The sequence below is a fragment of the Sphingomonas sp. AAP5 genome (genome assembly GCF_004354345.1).
GTDB lineage: Bacteria > Pseudomonadota > Alphaproteobacteria > Sphingomonadales > Sphingomonadaceae > Sphingomonas > Sphingomonas glacialis.
Genome location: NZ_CP037913.1, coordinates 501,244 through 519,680, shown reverse-complemented (window position 1 = coordinate 519,680; position 18,437 = coordinate 501,244). Strand labels below are relative to the sequence as shown.

Sequence of the window (18,437 nt, the reverse complement as noted above, 5' to 3'; positions counted from 1 at the left end):
CCGTCACCCCGGGCTTGTCCCGGGGTCCACCGTGATACGCGCAGTTCGCCTGCCGCCTGTGCGGCACGGTGGGCCCCGGGGTGACGGTGGGAGGCAGGTGAGCGCCATCCTACACTAAGGCGACGACTCGCTCCGCCTCTTCAAGATGCAGCCGTTCGACCATCTCGCCCGCCACGCGGATCGCGCCCTTGTCGGCATTCTCGGGCAGCGCGAACGCCGCGATCACCGCCTGCGCCCACGCCACGCGATCGGCCGACGGCGCAAAGGCGCGGTTGGCGGGCGCGATCTGCGCGGGGTGGATCAGCGTCTTGCCGTCGAAGCCGAACGCCGCCCCCTGCCCGCATTCCGCCGTGAGTTCGGGCGTATCGGCGAGGACGTTCGATACCCCGTCGAGCGCGGTGAGGCCATGCGCCCGCGCCGCGGTGACGATCGCGGTCAAATGCGGCAGCAGCGGCAGGCGGTCGGCCCCCGGCGTGCAGCGCATGTCCTTGGCCAGGTCATTCGTCCCCGCGACCAGACATGCGAGCCCCGGCGCGGCCGCAATCGGCGGCAGCGCGAGCATTGCCGCGCACGTCTCGATCATCGCCCAAAGCGGCACCGCGCCAAGCTGCGCGCGCGCGAGCGCCAGATCGCCCGGCGCCGAAACCTTGGGCAGCAACACCGCATCGACGCCAGCGTCGGCGGCGGCAGCCAGATCGGCCTCGCCCCATGCGGTATCGAGCCCGTTGACACGCAGCACCAGCAAGCGCGTGCCAAACCCACCCTCCGCTGCTGCCACGATCGCCTGCGCGCGCGCCGCCGCCTTCTGCTCGGGTGCGACGGCATCCTCGAGGTCGAGGATCACCGCGTCGCAGTCGAGCCCGCGCGCCTTGGCAATCGCCCGCGCATTCGACGCGGGCATGAACAAGGCGCTGCGGACGCGCCTCACGGGGTCGGCGTTACCGGCTCACGCCGAACCGGCGCAGGCGCGTCTTCCCAACCGCCGCCGAGCGCCTTGAACAGGCTGATCTGCGCGTCGCTCACCGCCGCATCGGACTGCGCCAGCGCCGCGCGGGCGCTCGCCCGGTCGCGCTCGGCCTCGATCAGCAGCAGGAAGCTGTCGGCCCCGTAATCGAAGCGCAATTGCGAGAGCTTGGCCGCAGCGCTGCTCGACGCCTCGGCGCGGCGCAATGCGGCGTTGCGATCGAGCGCGCCGGCATAACGCGCGAGCGCCTGCTCGACTTCCTGCAACGCCGTCAGCACGCGGCCGTCGAAGGTCGCAAGGCTCGCATCAGCGCCGGCGCGCGCCTGACGGATCCGCGCGCGCGCAACGGTCTGGTTGGGGAAGCTCCACGAGATGAGCGGTCCGGCCGAATAGGTGACCGCGCTGCCCTTGAACAACTGGCTGCCGCGCTGGGAATTGAGGCCGATCGATCCGAGCAACTGGATCTTGGGATAGAGATCGGCGACCGCGATACCGATCCGCGCGGTATCGGCGGCGAGCGTCCGCTCGGCCGCGCGAACATCGGGGCGCCGCGAAATGAGCGCGGCGCCGTCGCCGACGGGCAGCACCGACGCGATCCGCGGTGGTACCTTGCAGGCGTCTGCCGCGGCATCGACCTGTTCGGGGGCTAAGCCGGTCAGCACCGCCAGCGCATAGAGCGACGCACGCCGCTCGGCCTCGAAGCCCGGGATCGTCGCCTGCGTCTGCGCAAGTAGCACGTCGGCGCGATCGACGTCGCGCCGCGTCCCCCGCCCTGCGTCGAACAGCGTGTTGGTCAGTGCAAAGGTCCGCTGCTGCAACTGCACCGTATCGAGCGCGACCGAACGCTGCGCGGCATTGCTGCAGGCCGTCGCATAGGCCCGCGCGGTTTCCGCCGCGACCGAGACGCGCGCGGCATCGAGCTGCGCCTGCGCCGCCTGGACATCGCCACGTGCGGCTTCGATCGCGCGCGTGATCCCGCCGAACAGATCAACCTCGTACGACGCATCGAAGCCGAGCTTAAAGCTGTTGTATCGGAAGGTCTGCTGCGTCGCCGCGCCGGCGGTGCCGCCCGTGGTGCCACCCGTCCCCAGCGCGCCCGCGCCGACACTGGCGAGGTTGGCCTGCCCTCGCGTATATTGCGCGCTCGGGCTGGTCGTCGGCAGCCGCGCTCCGCGTTGCTCGTCGAGCACGGCGCGGGCACGCTCGAGATTGCCCGCAGCGATGCGCACATCGGTATTGTGCGCCAGCGCATCGGTCACGAGCCGGTCGACGACCGGGTCGTTATACAGCCGCCACCAATGATCGGGCAGCGGGGTCGGCGTGATCGCCGCAGTCTTGCCGGCTTCGGCAAAGCTGCCGCCAGTCGCCGCGACGGGCATCGTCGGCTTGGTGTAATTGGGTCCAACGACGCACGCCGACAAAGCGAGCGCGGGAAGGACGGCTACGATACGCTTCATGCCGGCGTCTCCTCGGCCGCGGGGAGATGCTTTGGCGGCTTGGCCTTCCGGCGCGGCATCTTGGACGACACCCAATCGCCGAAGGTCCGGCTGATGACATAGAAGCTCGGCGTGAACAGCAAGCCGAAGGTCGTCACGCCGATCATCCCGAAGAACACCGCGACGCCGAGCGCGCGGCGCATCTCGGCGCCCGGCCCGGTCCCGATCACCAGCGGCAGCACGCCGAGGATGAACGCGATCGAGGTCATCACGATCGGGCGCAGACGCTGTTCGGCGGCGTGGATTGCAGCCTCGTGCATCTCCATCCCGGCATCCTCGTTCTGCCGCGCGAACTCGACGATCAGAATCGCGTTCTTGGCAGCAAGGCCGATCAGCACGACGAGGCCGATCTGCGTGAGGATGTTGTTGTCCCCACCGAACAGGTTCACCCCGACGATCGCGGCGAGCAGACACATCGGTACGATGAGGATGACCGCGAGCGGCAGCACCAGGCTTTCGTAATTCGCCGCGAGCAGCAGGAACACGAACAGCACGGCGAGCCCGAACACGAGCGTCGCGGTGTTGCCCGCTTGCTGCTGCTGGAAGGCAAGCTCGGTCCATTCGAACGCCATGCCCTTGGGCAAGGTCTCGCTCGCCAGCTTGGCCATCGTCTGGAGCGACTGGCCCGACGAATAGCCGATCGCGGTATCGCCCTGCAGCTCGGCTGACGGATAGAGGTTGTAGCGCACGACGCGATACGGCCCGCTGTCGTTCTTGAGCGTCATCACCGAATCGAGCGGCACCATGTTGCCAGCCGCCGAGCGCGTCTTGAGATGCCCGACGTCGGACGTCTGGTCGCGATACGGCGCATCGGCCTGCGCCGTCACGCGGTAGGTCCGCCCGAGATAGTTGAAGTCGTTGACATACGTCCCGCCGAGATAGGTGCCGAGCGTCGAGAAGACGTTCGCCACCGGCACGCCGAGCTGTTCGGCGCGTTCGCGGTCGATATCGGCCGACAGACGCGGGGTGCGCGTGTTGAAGGTGGTGAAGGTGCTGACCAGGCCTGGCGTCTGGTTGGCCTTCATCATCATCGCGAAGGCCGCGCCTTCGAGCGCCTTGTAGCCAAGGTTCGAACGATCCTCGATCAGCATCTTGAACCCGCCGCCGGTGCCGATCCCGCGGACGGGTGGCGGCGGCACGATCAGCAGATTGCCGCCGTGGATCGCCCCCAGCGCACCGCGCATCTGGTTGGCGATCTCGTCGGCGGTCTTGCGATCGCCGAACGGCTTGAGCGTGATGAACATCGCGCCTGCGTTCGGTGCAGTCGAGAAGGTCGCGCCGTCGAGGCCGGCGAACGCGACCGTCGCGAGCGTCGACGGGTTCTTGAGCGCGATCTTGGTGGCTTGCTCCATCACTTCGGAGGTGCGCTGCAACGACGAGCCCGGCGGCAACTGAATGACCGCGATCAGATAGCCCTGATCCTGCGCCGGGATGAAGCCCGACGGCGTCGCATAGAGCCGCCAGCCGGCAAGCCCGATCAAGCACGCATAGACGATCCCGACCAGCGCCAGCGCGCGTACCGCACGTGCGGTGAACTTGCCGAAGCGGCTGCTGATCTTGTCGAACCCGCGGTTGAAACCGCGCGCGAAGCGCGTCGGCCAGCCGAGCACGCCGGCGCGTGGCTCGGCGTCGTGCTTGGGCTTGAGCAACAACGCCGCGAGCGCAGGCGACAGCGTCAGCGACACGAACGCCGAGATCACCGCCGCCGACACGATCGTCAGCGCGAACTGCTGGTAGAACTGCCCCGAGATACCCGGGATGAAGCTGGTCGGGATGAACACCCCGCACAGCACCAGCGAGATCGCGATCAGCGCGCCCGACACTTCGTCCATCGTCTCGTGCGCCGCTTCGCGCGGACTGAGGCCCTTTTCCTCCATCAACCGCTCGATATTCTCGACCACGACGATCGCATCGTCGACGACGATACCGACCGCGAGGATCAAGCCGAACAGCGACAGATTGTTGAGGCTGAAGCCGAACGCCGCGAGCATCGCGAGCGACCCGACGAGCGACACCGGCACCGCGATCAGCGGGACGATCGTCGCGCGCCAGCTCTGCAGGAAGAGCAGCACGACGAGCGCGACGAGCACGATCGCCTCGACGAGCGTGTGATACACCGCTTCGATCGACGCCTGGATGTATTCGGTCGGGTTATACGGGATCTGATACTGCATCCCTGGCGGGAAGCTCTTCGACGCCTCGGCGATCGACGCCTTGACCGCGTCGGCGGTGGTCAGCGCATTCGATCCGGGAAGCTGGGTGATCGCGATGCCGATCATCGGCTTGCCGCTGAGCACGGCGTTGATGCCGTAATCCTGCGCGCCGAGTTCGACCCGCGCGACATCGCGCAGCCGCGTCAGCCGGCCCTGATCGTCGCGCTTGACGATGATCTGGCCGAACTCCTCAGGCGTGGTCAGGCGCCCCTTGGTCTGGATACCGAGCTGGAAGGCAGTACCGCCCTGGTTGAACGGCGGCTGCCCGACCGAGCCGACCGCGACCTGGGCGTTCTGCGCGCGGATCGCCGCGACGATCTCGTCGGTGGTCAGGTTGCGCGAGGCGGCGAGATCGGGATTGATCCACACGCGCATGTTGTAGTCGCGGCCACCGAAGGCGCGCACGCCACCGACGCCGGGAATACGCGCCATGCGGTCGATCAGCTGCGTCGTCGCATAGTTGGAGACATATTGCTGCGACAGCGAGCCGTCGGGCGAGGTCAGCGCGATCACCATCAGGATGTCGGGCGAATTCTTCGCGACGGTGACGCCGACGCGGCGGACGTCGTCGGGCAGACGCGGCTCGGCAGTCGAGACGCGGTTCTGGATGAGCACCTGCGCCTGATCGACGTTGACGCCCTGCTTGAAGGTCACGGTGATCGACAAGGCGCCATCGCCGGTCGACGAGGACGACATGTAGATCATGTTCTCGACGCCGTTGATCGATTCCTCGAGCGGCGCGGCGACGGTTTCAGCGAGCGTTTCGGCGTTCGCGCCGGGATAATTGGCGGTCACGACGACGGTCGGCGGCGCGATCTCGGGATATTGCGCGACGGGCAAGCCGGGATAGGCGACCACGCCGAACACGACGATCAGGATCGACAGCACCGCCGCAAAGATCGGGCGCTCGATGAAGAAATGGGGGAATTTCACGGGCGCTTACTTCGCAGTCGCATCGGATGCGGGGGGCGCGGTGTCTGGCTGGCTGGTCGGCGCGGTGTTCGCCGCGCGCGGCTTCATCTTGGTCAGCACCGCCTTGACCGACATCCCCGGCTGGAGCGTGGTGATGCCCTCGATCACGACATGCTCGCCGGCGGCGAGGCCGGTCTTGATGACGCGAAGCCCCTCAACCTGCGGGCCGGTCTCGACCGGGCGCTGGACTGCCTTGCCGTCCTTGCCGACGACATAGACGAGCTTGCGCGTCTGGTCGGTGACGACCGCTTCGTCGGGGACGAGCATCGCATGATAGGTGCCCGAGCCGAGCAGCCGCGCGCGGCCGAACAGACCGGGGGTGAGGAAGCCGTCGGGGTTGGAGATCACCGCATGCGCGCGGATCGTCCCCGAATTGGGATCGACCGCATTGTCGACGAATTCCATCCGGCCGTGCCAGCGATAGCCGCTCTCGTCGGCGAGCTGGACTTCGACCGGGTTCGGCGTGTTGCGCGACGAGCCACGCTCGCCGGCCTTCGCCTGGCGGAGGTACTTGAGGTAGAAACTCTCGGCCCCGTCGAACGAGAACCAGATCGGATCGGTCGAGACGACGCGCGTCAGCACAGTGGTCGCGTCGGTCGCGTAATTGCCCTTGCTGACGCGGCGATCGGACACGATCCCGGTGATCGGCGAGCGGACCGTGGTGAAACCGAGGTTGAGTTGCGCGGTCGTGACGTTGGCATTGGCCGCGCCGAGATCGGCCTGACCGCTGCGCACCGCCGCGAGCTTGGTCTCATATTCTTCCTTGCTGATCGCCTGCGCGGCGAGCAGCTTGTCGGCACGCGCGAGCTCGGAGCGCGCGTTGGTCAGCGCGGCCTGCGCCTTGGCGACCTGCGCACGCGCCTGCGCGAGCGTGGCGGCATAAGGACGCGGATCGATCGTGAACAACGCCTCGCCGGCGCGAACGCGCTGGCCATTGGCGAACAGCACCTTTTCGATCGTTCCCGAAACGCGCGGACGCAGCTCGACATCCTGGATCGCCTCGAAGCGACCGACATATTCGTCCCAATCGACGATGTCGCGTTGCAGCGGGAGCGCAACCGTAACCTGTGGGGCGGGGGGCGGCGGTGGCGCGCTCTTCGAACACGCGGCGAGCGCCAGAAGGCTGGCTACCGTCAAAAGCGAGCGAACCGAGCTCGTTGGCTTGATCATTTCCGTCTATCCCTACGACCTGGTCGGCTACAGTCCACCCTCGTCCAGGCGGTCCGCTCTCAAGGGCGGACTCACGGCCATCAGCGTCTAACTGCGACGATGAATGCTGCATTGCAAGAGGCCCGCGCGAAACGCTTGGTTTCCATCCTGTCACGATTGGCAACACGTTTCATCGTCACGGAATGGTTTTTCCGGGAGGCGAAAACTACAGCGTTACGATTGCGCCGTTTTTCATGATCCACGCGACATGCTGCACCGCATCCACCGCTGCGACCGGATTTCCTTTGACGGCAATCAGGTCCGCCAGCAGCCCGGCGCGCACGGCGCCCCGGTCGCTCAGATGGAAGGCGCGGGCGTTGCCCGATGTCGCGGCGATCAGCACTTGCGCGGCGGACATTCCTGCCGCGGCCATCAACACCATCTCGCGGGCATTCTCGCCATGCGCGAAGACGCCGACATCGCCGCCCATGCAGATCGGCACGCCCGCCGCGCGCGCCAGCGCGAACGACGCGCGGCTCTGCGCGACCGCTTCGGGCACCGGATCGCCACCGCGCCAGCCGCGATAGCGCGCGACCGCATCGGAGGCGGCGAGCGTCGGGCACAAGGCGATGTGCTGTGCTGCCATCGCGCGGAAGATCTCGGGCGTGCCGCCATAGCCGTGCTCGATCGTATCGGCCCCCGCGGCGATCGCGCGGCGCATCCCCTCAGGCGTCGCAGTGTGAACCGCGACGGTCCGTCCGGCATCGTGCGCCGCCTCCACTGCAGCCTTCATCTCGGCGACCGAAAAGGTCGGGCGGCTCGGCTCGCCCGGCCCCCAGCGATAGTCGCCGTAGAGTTTGATGACGTCGGCGCCCGCTGCGATCTGCGACCGGACGACGCGCACGAGCTCGTCCACCCCGCTGGCTTCCTCGGCGCCTTGCGGGATGACGAGGCCGGGCTCGAACCCCTTGGGGCCATAAGCCCCCTTGGCGACGATCGCGCGCGTCGCGACGAGCAGCCGCGGGCCTGGCACGATCCCGGCCGCGATCGCCTGGCGCAGCCCGACATCGGCATAGCCAGCGCCCTCGGTGCCGAGATCGCGCTCGGTGGTGAAGCCCGCGCGCAGCGACGCCGCCGCTTGCGCGACCGCGCGCGCGGTGCGCAACGCGAGCGGCTCGTGGAGCACCTGATCGTCCCAGCTCGTCTCGTTATAGGGATGCAAAAAGAGGTGGCCGTGGCCTTCGATCATCCCAGGCATCAGCGTGTCGCCGGGCAAGTCGATCGTCTCGGTCCCCGCCGGCACCGCGAGCGCCGGGCCGACCGCGGTGATTCGCTCGCCCGTGACGAGCACTTGCCAGCCGGGATGCGCGACGGGGTCGATTCCGTCGAACACCGCTGCCGGGCGTAGCAGCGTCGCGTGCGGCGCCACAGGCTCGGGCGCGGCTCCGCCGAGCGCGAACGGGGCGAACAGAAGGGCGGCGATCGGCCATTTCATCGGTGCGGCTCCCATCAACATTGTCGCCGCGAGCGATGCCCGATAGCGTGTGCCCATGGATAGACTCGCCCGCCGCCCGCGCAACCTGTTCGCTCTTGCCGCACTCCTCGCGCCCTCGCTGGCCGTCGCTGCGGCCCCTGCCCCGCCCCAGCCCGAACAGGCCCGCTGGCGCGCCGAGGCGACGCGCGTCACGATCACACGCGACACCTGGGGGATCGCGCATGTCGTCGGGCGCAGCGATGCCGATGCAGTGTTCGGCGCGATCTACGCGCAGGCCGAGGACGATTTCAGCCGGATCGAGGCGAATTATCTGACCGCGCTCGGGCGCACCGCCGAGGCCGAGGGCGAAGGCGCGATCTGGGCCGACCTGCGCCAGCGGCTCTATGTAGATCCGCTCGCACTCAAGGCGCAGTACCGGGCGAGCCCCGCCTATCTCCAGACGCTGATGACCGCCTGGGCCGACGGGCTCAACTATTACCTCGCGACACACCCGCAGGTCCGCCCCAAGGTCCTCACGCGGTTCGAGCCGTGGATGGCCCTGTCCTTCACCGAGGGGAGCATCGGCGGCGATATCGAGCGGATCTCGCTGTCCGACCTCGCGTCCTTCTATGGCGGCCGGCCGATCACCATTGCGTCGGAGGATACCGGCCCGCTCCCGCGCGAACCGCGCGGATCGAACGGCATTGCGATCGCGCCGAAGAACACGGTCGGCGGCCACGCGCTGCTGCTGATCAACCCGCACACCAGCTTCTATTTCCGCTCCGAACTCCAGATGACGAGCGGCGAAGGGCTGAACGCGTACGGCGCGTCGACTTGGGGGCAGTTCTTCATCTATCAGGGCTTCAACGAGCAAGCCGGGTGGATGCACACCTCGTCGGGCGTCGATAACGTCGACAGTTTCGCCGAGGAGATCAGCCGCTCGGGCAAGACCGCCGCGTATCGCTACGGCAAGGCGATGCGTCCGCTGCGGACTTCGGTGGTGACGCTCTCCTATCGCAAGCCCGACGGAACGATGGCGGCGCGCAGTTTCACCACCTTTGCCTCGCACCACGGCCCGATCGTCGCCGAACAGAACGGCAAATGGATCGCGCAAGGCCTGATGTGGAAACCGATCCCCGCGCTCGAGCAAAGCTGGCTGCGCACCAAGGCGCACGATCTCGCGAGCTACATGAAGGTCGCCGAGCGAAAGGCCAATTCGTCGAACGACACGCTGTTCGCCGACGCGAAGGGCGAGATCGCCTATCTCCGCCCGCAATTCGTTCCGTTGCGCGACGACCGCTTCGATTATTCCAAGCCCGTCGACGGCGCCGATCCCGCGACCGACTGGCATGGGCTGCACACCGTCGCGAGCTTGCCTAACGCGATCAACCCGCAGGTCGGCTGGGCGCGCAACACCAATGACTGGCCGTGGAGCGCTGCCGGGCCCGACAGCCCCAAGGCGAAGGACTATCCGCGCTACATGGACAGCGCGGGCGAGAATCAGCGCGGCGTGCACGCCGACCTGCTGCTCACCGACCGCCACGATTTCACGCCCGAACGGCTGATCACGGCTGCCTATGACAGCTACATGCCTGCGTTCGCGACGCTGATCCCGCCGCTCGTCAAGGCGTATGACGCGCTCCCGGCACGCGACCCGCGCCGTGCGAAGCTCGCCGCGCCGATTGCGATGCTGCGCGGCTGGGACAATCGCTGGGGCACCGATTCGGTCCCCACCACGCTCGGCATATTGTGGGCCGGGCAGATGTGGCGCGATGTCGGCAGCTTCATCCTCTCCGAACAGATCAACGTGCCGCGCTACATCGCGACGCGCGTGTCCGACAGCGGCAAGCTCGATGCGCTCGGCGCGGCGGTCGACCAACTGACGCGCGACTTTGGCGACTGGCGCGTCGGTTGGGGCCGGATCAACCGCTTCCAGCGACTCGACGATTCGATCCAGCCGCGCTTCGACGACGCCAAGCCGAGCATCCCGGTCCCCTTCGCCTCGGCGCAATGGGGCAGCCTCGCTTCGTTCGGCGCAAAATTCTATCCCGGCACGACCAAGCTCTATGGCTCGAGCGGCAACAGCTTCGTCGCGGTGGTCGAATTCGGCCCCAAGCTGCGCGCCTGGGCAGTGACCGCGGGCGGTGAAAGCGGCGACCCTGCCTCGCCGCATTTCAACGACCAAGCCAAGCGCTATGCCGCGGGTGCGTTGCGGCCGGTCTATTTCTATCCCGACGATCTCGCAGGGCACATCGAACGCCGCTATCGCCCGGGCGACCGCTGAGCCGCTACCAGGCGACCGACATGCCCAGACGCACGTTGCGCGGGCGCAGCGGGGTGGTCTGCTGGCGCGAGGCGAGGATCAGCGGGTTCCCGAGCGAGAAGCGATTGGCGGTCGCGTTCGTCAGATTGTCGCCCGCCAGCGTCACGTCGAACGTGTGCCAATGCCACGCGATCTGCGCGTCGAGCACGGCGTAATTGCCTTGGCTGACGTCGAGAAAATCCCCGGTCCCCAGCACCGATCGCCCGACATAGCGCCCCGACGTCGCGATGCTCAACATGGACGCATCGCGCAGGGTCCAACGATAGCTCAGCCCGGCATTGCCAGCGAATGCCGGCGTCTCGGGCAAACGCCGATTGGCCTTGGTCGAGGATTGCGCGAGCGGCCCGTCGACGACGTTGTGCGTGTAGAGAAAGGCGAAATTGGCGTGCAGCCCGCGCACTGGCACCCAGTCCCCCGTGGCTTCGAGCCCGATGATGTCGGCATTGCCGATATTGGAGGTGTAGGGCTGGCCCCGCCGCGTGTAGAGATCCGCCTGGATGTCGCGCCAGCGCGCGTACGAGGCTGCGACCGTGAGCTCCAGCCCGGTCGCGCCGGTGCGTTGCTTGCGTAAGCCAAGCTCGCCGACCGTGATCGAGTCCGAGCCGAAATCCTGCACGCGCCCGACCCCGCTCGCAACCGCCAGCCCGCCGGTGCGATAGCCCGACTGCACGCGCGCAAACAGTGCAAGGCGCGGCCCGACCAGCCATGACAGCGCCAGCGTCGGATCAATCCGCCGCGTCGCGCGCCCCTTGACGAAGCTGTTGCTGCGCGGCGTGACCGAGGGCTCGCCATCGGTCCGCGCCGCCGTCACGCGCGCGCCACCAGTTACCGTCAGCCGCTCGGTAACGGGCCAGTTCGCCTCGCCGAACACCGAGACGCTATCGGTACGGTTGCTGACGCCGATGATGTCGCGAGTCTGGTTGGGCATGCCGAGCGTGCGCGCCTGGACATCGCGATCCTCGAGAAAGGCGAGGCCGACCAGCCAGCCGATCTTGTCGGGCACCGCGCGCGACAGTCGCGTTTCCTGGACGAACAGCTTGTCGCTTTGCTCGGTGGTGTAGACGGTCGGCCCGGTCGCGCCGATCGTGCGAGAGGCGTCGAACGTGTCGAAGGTGCGAAGATCGACGTAACCCGTCGCCGACACCAGATCGAGACCGCTGTCCCAATGCTTGCGCACCACGCCGCGGGCGAGCTTGATATCGCTGCTATAGGGCTGCGCGAGCACCGAGCGGCGCTCGAGCGGTCCGCTCATCGTCTCGGCATATTGCCCGTCGGCGGCATCGATCTTCTGGCCGAGCGCGCCGAGCTCGATGCTCCAGCCATCGCCCGGCGCGATCACCAGGCTCGCGCGGCCGCCGATCCGATCGGCGCGGTTGATGTCGCCGAGCCGACGCATCGAGTCGGTGATGTAGCCGCCGTCGCGCTCGCTATAGCCGACCACACGCAAGCCGATGCGATCTTTCAGGATCGGCAGATTGACCATACCCGCGGCATCATAGCCCGCCGCGCCGCCCTGCGTCAGCGTCACGCCGGCGCTAAGCGATGCCGCGGTCTTGGCAAGGTCGGTCGGGTTGGGCTCGAGGTGGATGATCCCGCCGATCGCACCCGATCCGTACAGCGTACCCTGCGGCCCCTCGAGCACCTCGACGCTTTTCATGTCGTACAGGTTGAGGCTCGGCTCGGGCCCCGCAAAACCCAGCGGAACTTCGTCGAAATAGAGGCTCGCGGTCGATTGCGTCGGGCCGTTGAAGCTGCTGTCGGCGATCCCGCGGATGAAGATCTTGTTGCGCCCCTCGCCGAGCTCGGTGTTCTGCAGCACCGGGGTATCGCGCGCGACATCGTCCATCGTCACCGATCGCGCGGCGAGCGATCCCGGCGCGAACCCGCCGATCAGCAATGCGCTGCCCGGGAAACGCAGCAGCGTCGATCCCTGCTTGCTCGCCGTGACGACGATGTCGCCGCCTGGCTCGGTCACGTCGGCGTGCTTGCGGACGGCGACGCGCCGGATCAGCGCGCCGACCGTCCTGGGCGCGCGGACGACACGGTAGCTGCGCGCATCGATCGCGACAGCGCGATAGCCCGTCCCGTCGAGCAAGCGCTGCAACGCCTCGCGCGGCGCCATCTGCCCCCGCACCGCGCGTGCCTGGATCCGCGCGAGCCCCGGCTCGGTACTGATGATGTCGAACCCGCTCTGACGCGCGAGCGAGGTGAGCGCGCGATCGAGCGGTTCGGACGCGATCGTGATCCGCACGCTCTGCGCGATCGCCGGCGCCGCAACCACCGTGCAGACGGCGAGCGCAAACGGAGCGGCGGTGCGCAGACTCTTAATTAGGCGAGATAGACCATCGCTCGCCATCGTGATGCCACTCAGCCCCAACCAATGCGGCCAGATGCGGAACATCCCGCGCCGCCGTCCCCGTCAGGCGGACCATGCCGCTAAAGGGACGCTGCGACAAGCTTGCGTCGATCGAAAGCGTGACGCCGTCGATCCGGTTGACCGCGCTCGCGACGCGACCGAACGGCTCGCCCGCAAACGCGATCGCACCGCTGCGCCACGCCCCGACCTTGGCGACATCGACCTTCGACAGCACGATGCTGCCGACATCCTCATGCACCGTCGCCGCCGCACCCGCGCGCAACGCCACCGCCTCGCGCTGCGGCTGAAGCAGCACCGATCCTTCGGCGACCTGCACGTCGAGCCGCTTGCCGTCGCGCTCGACGTTGAACACCGTGCCGACGTCCTGGACGACCTGCGCGCCCGAGCGGACGGTGAACGGCGCACCCGCGTCGTGATGGACGTGGAACGTCGCCTCACCCGAATCGAGCGTCGCGATGCGCGGATTGTTGTGATCGAGAACCAAGCGGCTGGCACCGTTGAGCTCGATCCGCGTGCCATCGTTGAGCGCGATGTCCTGCCGCTGGCCGGGTTTCGTCTCGATCGCATAGGGGGCGGGCCCACCGCCGGCGGGCACGAGCACCAGCGTCAGGCACGCTGCGGCCGCGACAGCCACGCCGCCGCCTGCCCAGGCCCAGACACGGCGCCGCGGCGACGCGACAATCGGAACCTCGATCGGTGCCACGACAGGATCGGCGGGATACAGTTCGGGATGATCGGCGAGCAGCGCCATATCGAGCGCGACAGCGTCGAACGCGCGCGCATGCGCAGGATCTTCCTCGAGCCATGCCACGAAGGCATGCCATTCCTGATCGTCCATATCGGCTTGGCGCATCTGCCAGTCGATGGCGCGATCGACGATGTGCGCTGCTTCAGCGGTCACGATTCGATTCCCCTTCGCTGGGTAGACGATGTGGCGCTTCCGAATCCGCCTCGCTAGCGATCTTGTACGCTTGTATTTCTTTGACGGCGCGTCGCAACAGCTTCTCGACCCCGCTCAACGTCATGCCGAGCCGCGCGGCGATCTCCTTTTGCGGCACGTCCTCGAGCCGGTACAACCGAAGCGCGGTGCGCATCCGCTCGGGCATCGCCGCCAATGCACCCTCGAGCCGCGTCAGCCGTTCGCGGTCGAGCAAGGCGCGCTCTATCGTCGGCTGTTCGTCGGCGGCGGGCTGGACCTCCATCCACGCGGTATCGCGCGTGCCCGATCGCGTTGCGGCAATTCGCCGGTCGGACGCGTGGTTCGACGCCATGCGGTAGAGATAGGCCGCGGGCTGCGCGACGGGCTGCGACGTGGGCAGCTGGTCGAGCTTGATCCACATGTCCTGCAGCGCGTCCTCGGCATCGGCGCGACTGCCGAGCCGTGCGACAAGCAAACGCAGCAACATCGGCTGCTCGGCCAAAAAGACGGCCTTGAGACCGCTTTCGGTCACCGAATCGCTGGGGTTTGCAACATACTATAGCCTAAAGCGCCGAACGTCCCCGCCCGCAACCCCCGTGCCACGCGGCCAGTCCGGTAGCGTCCGATTATGCGGCTTTTTGCAGCATGACGGCGCAGTCGGGCTCGGCGTAGAAGTGCCGTTCGCGAATGCGATCGCTCGACAGGCGCCGGGCGGCAAGGCGGCGCGCAAGAAAATGATAAAAGAACCAGTCGCGCGCGGGCTCAGGCGTCGCGTGATAGAGAATCCGCTCGGCGAGCGTCCAGCGGATCGACTCGCGGTCGCGCGGGCGCGGCGAGGGCGCGCACCACAGGCCTTCGCCATATGCCAGCCGCCCGAACTTCGCCATGCGGTGCATGATCTCGTGATCCTCGAGCACGTAGCCCCAGCGCAGCGCATCGAACTGCCCCGCACGGCGCAACACGTCGGTGCGGAACACCTGCCCTGCCCCACCCGTGTGGCATTGCGCGGGAAACAGCCGTGCCGCGCGCGCCATGCGCTTGGCGGCCTCGACATGATCCTGCTCCGTTGCAGTCGGCGTGACGAAATAGGCGCCGCCCGCGACTGCGCCGGTTTCGAGCAGACGCGCGGCTTGGCGCAGATAGTCGACCGGATACAGCGTATCGGCGTCGCACGTCGCGACGAACCGCGTGCGGGCGCGCTGGACGCCCGTCTGGAGCGCGTTGACCTTGCCGGGGCGCCGCTCGACCAACAGCGTGAAGGCGAGACCGAGCCGGCGGCACGTCGCCGCAGCGACCGCGCCGCTGCCGTCGGTCGACCCATTGTCGATCAGGATCAGTTCGAACGGCACGTCCTGCGCAGCGAGGCTGGCGAGCGTGCCGTCAAGGAAATCGCGTTCGTTGAAGAACGGGATCAGAACGCTCCAGCGCGGCAAAGCGGTCGCGGCCGGACGCTGACCCGGAGCTCCCCACTCGGGATAGTATTGCGATTCGAGCAACATGGCCGTTTCCTGTAAGCGTCTGTCAGACGGTCTTAGAAAGAAGCGGAGAGAGCGCGGATCGCCGGAATGGCCCGCGCTCGGTTTGCGATAATGCGGCCGCCCCCCGGCCAACCGCACACGATGCCGGACGCGATACGGGCGTTAAGTCCCATAAACTGGTTCGCGGTCGGCATCGGCAAACGAGATCTCCTCGTTAACAGAACGATACCGATGCCGGATAACCGGACGGAAAATATTGCGCTGCGGAACTTTTTCTTACGTCAGGCGTGCGATCACCGTCGGAAGGGACGATCGTTGCGCAGATAGACGACTGCGCGATAGTCGTTCCGGTGCGTGCCGAACACCGGCCGATAATCGCGCGCAAGCGCTGCCTCGACCGCGGCATGGCTCTGCTCGTTCCACTCGGCCAGCGGGCGACTGGCGCTGACGATCACCGGCGGACGGTGCGCGAGGATACGACGGACCTCGGCGGCCTCGTCGATCCCCGTCGCGCCTCGCTCGGGCGCATAAGCGAGCGTCGAGGGGAAGGCATAAGCGGTCGGGATGCAGGCATCCGCGAGTTGATAGACGATCGCGTCGCCGATGAAGACATAGGGGCATTCGTGTCCGCTATTGGCCTTCACCACGCGCGCCAGCGCACGGACGCCGGGCGCGTCGTCGGGGCGGATCGCCGCCTCGACCGCGAAGACGGTGAGCCCGGCGGCAACGATCGCGAGCGCGATCCGGCGATGCCGCCCGAACGTCACCGCCGCCAGCGTCAGTAGGGGTGGCAGCAAGGGCAGCGCATAATGATCGAAGAACACGCCGAGCAGCACGAACGGCACGAGCGCAGCGCCGAGCCACGCTGCCGCTAGGCGGATTTCGGGCCGCTGCCAATCGCGCCGCAGCGCCGTGGCGGCACACAGCACGAGCAGCAGGAGTTGCGCGCTGATCCCGGCGAGCCGGCGCAGCGTGAGGTCGATCGGATAGCTGTAATGGCCGCGCGCGAAGATCGAGGTAAAATTATCGTACCAGAACGCGCGGAAGCCCGCGGGGCCGAGCTGCCAGTAAAAGCCGATCGCCGCGAGCGTCGGAGCAAGCCCGAGCGCCAGCCACACCAGCCCCGCCGCTCCGAGCATGCCGAGCTTTGCGCCGGCGCGCCGCAAATAGAAGAGATGCGCGAGACCGAACAGCGCACCCTCAACCGCAGGCGTGTATTTGGTCTGGATCGCCAGCCCGGCGAGCAGGCATGCCCCCGCCCCGCTCCAGACGATCGCACGCGCGTCGCGTCGCTCCGCAAGCGCCGGGAGCCGCAGCAGCAGGACCGCGCCGAGCGCCATGAACAGGTTGAAGAACACCGGCGACTGCCCGGCGCGGCCGCTGAGCATTGGCAGCCATACGAGGTACGCCGCCCCCGCAATCAGCGCGCCCGCTGCATTCGCCCCCGCGATCCGCGCCGCGCGGCCGATCGCGCAGGCCGCTCCCACCGCAAAAAGCAGCGCGACGCCTTGATAGGCGACGATCCCGTCGCCCGGCAGGAGCCGTGTCGCGGCATAGATCAGGAACAGCCCGATCGGCTTGCGGTCCCACAGGTCGATATACGGCAGCGCGCCGTGCCACATCCGGCTGCCGACCAGCGCATAATATTGCTCGTCGGTGTGGATGATCGGATTGCCGAAATCGGCGCCGCGCAGCGCAAGCGCGAGTAGCCCGAGCACCAGCAACGGAGCCACCGAACGCAGCCGCTCGGCGAGGCTCAAAGCTCGCCGGCTCCGAAGCCAAGTCCGGCGAGCAGTGCAGCTCGTGCCGCACGGCACTGCCGCCACATCGCCGGGTCGCCGAGATCGTCGGGCGCGATCCGTTCGGGCCAATGCCGCTCAATCAGGTCGGCGAGCAGATCGCAGCGCGCCGGGTCGAGCAGGAAGCGCGGGTCGATCGCCGCATAGGCCGCATCATCCACCGCGACGCGCAGCCGCAGGCACGCCGGCCCGCCGCCATTGCGCATCGACTCGCGCAGATCGAGCGCCTCGACCGAGCGGATCGGCCCATTGCCCGCGAGCATCGTCTGCAGCCAGGCCCACACCGCCGGCACTTCGCGGCACTCGCCCGGCACGATCAGCGCCATCGCACCGTCGGGCAGGGTCACCAGCTGCGAGTTGAACAGATACGATCGGATCGCCGCCTCGAGCGACACTTGCGCCGCGGGCACTTCGAGGATGATCGCCTCGGGCAATCGGCCGCGGATGAAGGCATAGACAGATGCCGGATCCTCGAACGCCTGCTCGTGCGTGAACAGCACGGTTTCGTTGGCGACCGCGACGACATCGTTGTGGAACGCGCCCGCGGCGATCGCAGCGGCGCTTTGCTGGACGAGCAGCGTGTCGGCGGGATCGAGCCCATGGCGTCGCGCGACCGCCGCACTCGCGGTGCGGTTCTGGCGCGCGGGAAAGCCGCTCTCCTGGCGCACGCCATAGACGAACAGCTCGATCCCGCGCGCAGCGTGGCGCGGCGCCATCCGCATGAAGTTCGCCGCCCCCTCGTCGCCGAGCGGGGACGGCAGCGCGTCGTACACCGCGAAGTGGCGCGTGTCGCCAAAGGCGAGGCGCAGCTGCCGCGCGGTCTGTGGCGCTTCGAGGCTGCGGTGGAGCATCGTCGAGAGATTGGCGACCGAGATGTGGCAGCGGCCGTCGCCGGTATCGGGCGCGGGCGAGACGGTGCCGGCATTGGCGGTCCACATCGCCGATGCAGCCATCACGTTGCGCAGCAGCCCCGGATCCTCGCGCCATGCCGCAGCGAGGACGGCATCGTCGTCGCCGGCAAAGCCGAGCTGGCGCAGCCACGTCGCATCGGGCCGATCGTGCGGCAGCAACAGACCTTGCGGCAAGCCGAGCGCCAGCATGTGGCGCATCTTGGCGACGCCCTGCAGCGCCGCCGCGCGCGGCGAGGACACCGCGCCGGCATTGCTCGCCGAAGCGATGTTGCCGAACGACAGCCCGGCATAATTGTGGCTCGGCCCGACCAGCCCGTCGAAATTGATCTCGCGCATGCTCGGCAGCTACCGCAATCGCCGCC

12 protein-coding genes are annotated in these 18,437 nt (G+C 67.9%); 1 reads left to right on the top strand and 11 read right to left on the bottom strand.

Annotated elements, in window-relative coordinates:
* Nucleotides 1–109: 109 nt before the first annotated feature.
* From E2E30_RS02350 to E2E30_RS02330, 5 genes are all read right to left on the bottom strand, one after another.
* A complete protein-coding gene (locus tag E2E30_RS02350) occupies nucleotides 110–928 on the bottom strand; it encodes an HpcH/HpaI aldolase/citrate lyase family protein (protein ID WP_206365627.1) in 819 nt (272 codons plus the stop codon).
* Nucleotides 925–2,421 carry an efflux transporter outer membrane subunit gene (locus tag E2E30_RS02345; protein ID WP_133186885.1) on the bottom strand — a complete coding sequence of 499 codons (1,497 nt, stop codon included), beginning with the start codon at nucleotides 2,419–2,421 and terminating at the stop codon, nucleotides 925–927. Before E2E30_RS02345 ends, E2E30_RS02350 begins: the two co-directional genes overlap by 4 nt.
* A complete protein-coding gene (locus E2E30_RS02340) occupies nucleotides 2,418–5,606 on the bottom strand; it encodes an efflux RND transporter permease subunit (protein WP_133186883.1) in 3,189 nt (1,062 codons plus the stop codon). Before E2E30_RS02340 ends, E2E30_RS02345 begins: the two co-directional genes overlap by 4 nt.
* Before the next feature lie 6 nt (nucleotides 5,607–5,612).
* On the bottom strand, nucleotides 5,613–6,815 hold the full coding sequence (locus E2E30_RS02335) for an efflux RND transporter periplasmic adaptor subunit (RefSeq protein ID WP_133186881.1): 1,203 nt from the start codon (nucleotides 6,813–6,815) through the stop codon (nucleotides 5,613–5,615).
* Nucleotides 6,816–7,020: 205 nt separating this feature from the next.
* Nucleotides 7,021–8,289, bottom strand: a complete 1,269-nt coding sequence (locus tag E2E30_RS02330; protein WP_133186879.1) for a metal-dependent hydrolase family protein — start codon at nucleotides 8,287–8,289, stop codon at nucleotides 7,021–7,023.
* A 55-nt stretch (nucleotides 8,290–8,344) separates the two neighbouring features.
* Between E2E30_RS02330 and E2E30_RS02325 the strand changes: the two genes are divergently transcribed.
* Entirely contained in the window at nucleotides 8,345–10,552 is a 2,208-nt protein-coding gene (locus tag E2E30_RS02325; protein ID WP_133186877.1) for a penicillin acylase family protein, read from the top strand.
* A gap of 4 nt (nucleotides 10,553–10,556) precedes the next feature.
* Here the strand turns inward: E2E30_RS02325 and E2E30_RS02320 are convergent, their stop codons facing one another.
* The 6 genes from E2E30_RS02320 to E2E30_RS02295 all read right to left on the bottom strand — a co-directional run bounded on the left by E2E30_RS02320 (nucleotide 10,557) and on the right by E2E30_RS02295 (nucleotide 18,411).
* On the bottom strand, nucleotides 10,557–12,992 hold the full coding sequence (locus E2E30_RS02320; RefSeq protein WP_335925460.1) for a TonB-dependent receptor: 2,436 nt from the start codon (nucleotides 12,990–12,992) through the stop codon (nucleotides 10,557–10,559).
* Nucleotides 12,916–13,869 carry a FecR family protein gene (locus E2E30_RS02315; RefSeq protein WP_133186875.1) on the bottom strand — a complete coding sequence of 318 codons (954 nt, stop codon included), beginning with the start codon at nucleotides 13,867–13,869 and terminating at the stop codon, nucleotides 12,916–12,918. Before E2E30_RS02315 ends, E2E30_RS02320 begins: the two co-directional genes overlap by 77 nt.
* The gene (locus E2E30_RS02310; protein ID WP_133186873.1) at nucleotides 13,859–14,419 is read right to left on the bottom strand and encodes an RNA polymerase sigma factor; all 561 of its coding nucleotides are present in this window, start codon (nucleotides 14,417–14,419) and stop codon (nucleotides 13,859–13,861) included. The genes E2E30_RS02315 and E2E30_RS02310 overlap by 11 nt, the downstream gene beginning before the upstream one ends.
* 94 nt (nucleotides 14,420–14,513) lie before the next feature.
* Nucleotides 14,514–15,386 carry a glycosyltransferase gene (locus tag E2E30_RS02305; protein ID WP_206365626.1) on the bottom strand — a complete coding sequence of 291 codons (873 nt, stop codon included), beginning with the start codon at nucleotides 15,384–15,386 and terminating at the stop codon, nucleotides 14,514–14,516.
* A gap of 272 nt (nucleotides 15,387–15,658) precedes the next feature.
* Nucleotides 15,659–17,125, bottom strand: coding sequence for a hypothetical protein (locus tag E2E30_RS02300; protein WP_133186871.1), 1,467 nt, complete (start codon nucleotides 17,123–17,125; stop codon nucleotides 15,659–15,661).
* Nucleotides 17,122–18,411, bottom strand: a complete 1,290-nt coding sequence (locus E2E30_RS02295; RefSeq protein WP_133186869.1) for an N-succinylarginine dihydrolase — start codon at nucleotides 18,409–18,411, stop codon at nucleotides 17,122–17,124. The genes E2E30_RS02300 and E2E30_RS02295 overlap by 4 nt, the downstream gene beginning before the upstream one ends.
* Nucleotides 18,412–18,437 lie beyond the last annotated feature (26 nt).

Coding starts and splice junctions, on each gene's coding strand:
- E2E30_RS02335 (WP_133186881.1), bottom strand. CDS start 6,815: ATGATCAAGCCAACGAGCTCGGTTCGCTCGCTTTTGACGGTAGCCAGC.
- E2E30_RS02320 (WP_335925460.1), bottom strand. CDS start 12,992: ATGTTCCGCATCTGGCCGCATTGGTTGGGGCTGAGTGGCATCACGATG.
- E2E30_RS02325 (WP_133186877.1), top strand. CDS start 8,345: ATGGATAGACTCGCCCGCCGCCCGCGCAACCTGTTCGCTCTTGCCGCA.
- E2E30_RS02295 (WP_133186869.1), bottom strand. CDS start 18,411: ATGCGCGAGATCAATTTCGACGGGCTGGTCGGGCCGAGCCACAATTAT.
- E2E30_RS02345 (WP_133186885.1), bottom strand. CDS start 2,421: ATGAAGCGTATCGTAGCCGTCCTTCCCGCGCTCGCTTTGTCGGCGTGC.
- E2E30_RS02330 (WP_133186879.1), bottom strand. CDS start 8,289: ATGAAATGGCCGATCGCCGCCCTTCTGTTCGCCCCGTTCGCGCTCGGC.
- E2E30_RS02305 (WP_206365626.1), bottom strand. CDS start 15,386: ATGTTGCTCGAATCGCAATACTATCCCGAGTGGGGAGCTCCGGGTCAG.